We start from the raw sequence: 686 nt of genomic DNA on the forward strand, positions 1-686 counted from the left end.
CGGTTTGGTTGTCTTTGCTATTTTGATGATTATTAACTTTGTTGTTGTAACAAAGGGTGCTGGCAGGGTCTCGGAGGTTAGTGCGCGCTTTACGCTCGATGCGATGCCGGGTAAACAGATGGCGATTGATGCTGATCTTAATGCTGGCATTATCGAACAGGAAGAAGCCAAGTCACGTCGTGAAGAAATTGCAACGGAGGCTGACTTTTATGGTTCTATGGATGGTGCCAGTAAGTTTGTTCGTGGTGATGCCATTGCGGGTTTGTTGATTTTAGCGATCAATATCATAGGCGGTCTCTCTATTGGCATGGTGCAGCATGATCTAGAATTCTCTGATGCAATGGAAAAGTATTCGCTACTGACTATTGGTGATGGCTTGGTTGCACAGATTCCTTCGCTACTACTTTCTACCGCCGCAGCAATTATGGTGACACGTGTTAGTAGTATGCAGGACATGTCGTCACAAGTTCTTGATCAGATGTTTCTATCCCCAAAGGCTTTATATGTGGCCTCAGGCATTCTTATCGCAATGGGTCTGGTACCGGGCATGCCTCATTTGGCATTCTTGGGTTTGGGTGGCGGTTTAGCATTTTTTGCTTGGTATGGTCAAAACAAGAGATCGAAAGGTGAAGAGGTTGAAGCAAGCGCTCCGGGTGCTCGCAGGTCAGGTGCTCAGCCTAATATGT

1 protein-coding gene is annotated in these 686 nt (G+C 46.5%); it reads left to right on the forward strand.

The window, feature by feature from the left end; translation table 11 throughout:
• The coding region (locus A3766_RS09335; protein WP_197479475.1) for an FHIPEP family type III secretion protein at window positions 1-686 on the forward strand (686 nt) is incomplete at both ends.

It is taken from the genome of Oleiphilus sp. HI0132 (assembly GCF_001635845.1).